Source organism: Microcoleus sp. K4-B3, from assembly GCF_036704615.1.
GTDB lineage: Bacteria > Cyanobacteriota > Cyanobacteriia > Cyanobacteriales > Microcoleaceae > Microcoleus.
Window position 1 is genome coordinate 1 of sequence record NZ_JAUBSF010000199.1, and the last position, 2241, is coordinate 2241.

A 2241-nucleotide genomic window follows, 5' to 3' on the forward strand; every position below is an offset into this window, starting at 1 on the left:
ACGGCAATCGTTTGGGAGTTTATTGTTGCCGAATCTATCTTCCTTTACCTCTGCTTGAATATCTGCGGAATGTGGGATCTATGTGTAGCCTTATTTTGAGGAATTGGTATTACTTTAAACTCTGATTCCCTAGAAGTTGCAGAGATGATCTCAGGGAGTCGGGGTTTTTTGTTACCCGCAAAGCCGATGGGCTATCAGCGTATTTACAGGCAAAATAACTCCTTCAGAAGTTACGTAGACTTGCCTCAAGAACGGGTTTTTTTAACGCGAAATCAGAGATGTAGCGAAGTTTTTTGATAAAAAACCCGGTTTCTGCCTGCTAATCCAGGAGTTACGCAGGCTTCCCTCAGAAACCGGGTTTTTTAACCCAGGATCACAGATGCAGCCAAGTTTTTTGGTAAAAAACCCGGTTTCTACCTAAGTGTTGTAATCCCTGCTTCGGCAAAAGTATATTTATCAAAAAAAATGATTGTCTTCATAATTTCCTCATATTTTTTAGATAAAGTTTACTCCAAGCTCTCGATATGAAGGTCGATCGCAATCTCAGCACCATTCCGCTGCCGAAGAACGAACCTGTTGTCAGGAAAGTTCGGGTCAGTGGCGGTACTTTAGATTAACTGGTGCTACAGTACAACCAGCCTGAATAAGTCAAGAGTTAGGCCCTGCATACTACAAAAACCGGGTTTTTTAACCGAAAAAAACGGGGTTTCTGCGCCAGTCCTCTAAGTGTGGCTAGGAGAACTCAACGGTAAAAAAAATTAATAACTGAAGATGTGATTCGCGCTCTCGAATAACACCCCAAAAATAAGTCGGTCGTTTGGTCGAGAGCCCAACTCGCAATTGCCACTAACAGGCAAAGCCAAGTCTCAGTAAGTTGTTGAAAGAGTGTGGAGATTTTTCCAATGTCATATCAGCTACCTTCTAAAGGTAACAACCAGATTCTGTGCTATTACGCAAATGTTAGCAACCTAGTTCAGGTGCTGCGGATTGGGAATATTCCTAATTGGCACTTTGAAAGAGTGATGTTTCCGGGACAGCGACTGATGTTTGAAGCTGCATCAGAAGCCGTCTTAGAAATTCACACGGGTGCGGTGGCAAGTGCTATTTTATCGGACAAGATTCCCTGCTACGTCTTGCGGGTTATAGAAGAGGTAAGTTCCGAGATCGAGCTGGTGATTCCCGAAGGACGATGTGCGGTATTAGCCCGCTAAGATTCAGCAGAAATCACACGAGCTCGATCTCGGCAACAAAAATATTAGTTAACCAGTGTTTGAGGACGGTAAAAATGCAGAAAAATCTTGTCAATATTACCTTGGCAGTAGTCACAGAGGAAGTAGAAATTATCTTGGAGTCTTATCCGACGCATCCCTACCAACAAGCTTTTTCGCCTTCTGGCTTGCGACAGGATTTAATTGCTTACGTGCTCAGCCGAATTCCTAATAGATATACTGCGATCGACTCCGGCGAGTCTGTGTCAAACCAAACACTCCAGGTTCGCTGTACTTCAGAGCAGTTGCTGCACATAGAAAGTTTGATTCATGCTGGCATTCGCGACGTGCTGCACAGCTATCAGAAGATAGATTACCCCCTTCCTGAACAAGTTAAATTCGGTTCGAGAGTTGGTAGTTGGTTTTGATAGTTTGTCGTAAATGAGCGAGACGCCCAGATCCTAGGCACTCTCGGTTGGGCAAGCTGGAATTGTCTACTGGCTCGATGGTTCAAGACTTTTCGTAATCGCAGCAGCAATCGCACGGGCCATTGGGATTGACAGCACAGCGCAGAATTTCCGATCGAGCATTAAAGCGGCAGCTAGCATCTCCGATAACCCAGATGCCGCTTACAAAAGTTCTTTCCCTCGGCGGTGTAGCAGACTGCACGTATAGGGCAATTTTTTGCAATCGGTAGCGGCCGGATTTGAGCTGATAGCGGTGGTGGCGTTCCAAAACAGCGTAGGTTTGTCCCTCTAAATCTAGATAGTTCCCCGGTTGTGGCGTCCAATCCAGCCGAATGCTGCCTAAGGATTGGCGGGGGTGAGAGAGAATCACCTCTATGGGTAAAGTATTTTGTTCCATCTGGCGGTATGTGAGCGAGCTTAACTAAATGGGCAAATAGTTGACTAAACCTACATCTTCTTCATCTAGAAAGATAAGTTCTTTTAGAGAGAGTAGTGCGATTCGTTTAATCTAAATGGATAGAAATATCCAGGGACGGTTAACCTAACCCACTGGTTAGTATAACTAA

Annotated in this window: 3 protein-coding genes; 2 read left to right on the plus strand and 1 reads right to left on the minus strand. The window is 44.7% G+C overall.

Annotated features, from left to right (window positions below):
• Nucleotides 1-902: 902 nt before the first annotated feature.
• Nucleotides 903-1211: a DUF1830 domain-containing protein gene (locus tag QUA78_RS32285; protein ID WP_333307288.1), complete on the plus strand. Its 309-nt coding sequence runs from the start codon at nt 903-905 to the stop codon at nt 1209-1211.
• A 74-nt stretch (nt 1212-1285) separates the two neighbouring features.
• Nucleotides 1286-1636, plus strand: a complete 351-nt coding sequence (locus QUA78_RS32290) for a late competence development ComFB family protein (RefSeq protein ID WP_333307290.1) — start codon at nt 1286-1288, stop codon at nt 1634-1636.
• An 82-nt stretch (nt 1637-1718) separates the two neighbouring features.
• Here QUA78_RS32290 and QUA78_RS32295 read toward each other — a convergent pair whose 3' ends face one another.
• Nucleotides 1719-2072 (minus strand): DUF6464 family protein, encoded by a 354-nt coding sequence (locus QUA78_RS32295; RefSeq protein ID WP_333307293.1) that lies wholly within the window; start codon nt 2070-2072, stop codon nt 1719-1721.
• Nucleotides 2073-2241 lie beyond the last annotated feature (169 nt).

Bases quoted from the DNA above. Each gene is read 5' to 3' on its own strand.
- QUA78_RS32285 (WP_333307288.1), top strand. From the start codon at position 903: ATGTCATATCAGCTACCTTCTAAAGGTAACAACCAGATTCTGTGCTAT.
- QUA78_RS32290 (WP_333307290.1), top strand. From the start codon at position 1,286: ATGCAGAAAAATCTTGTCAATATTACCTTGGCAGTAGTCACAGAGGAA.
- QUA78_RS32295 (WP_333307293.1), bottom strand. From the start codon at position 2,072: ATGGAACAAAATACTTTACCCATAGAGGTGATTCTCTCTCACCCCCGC.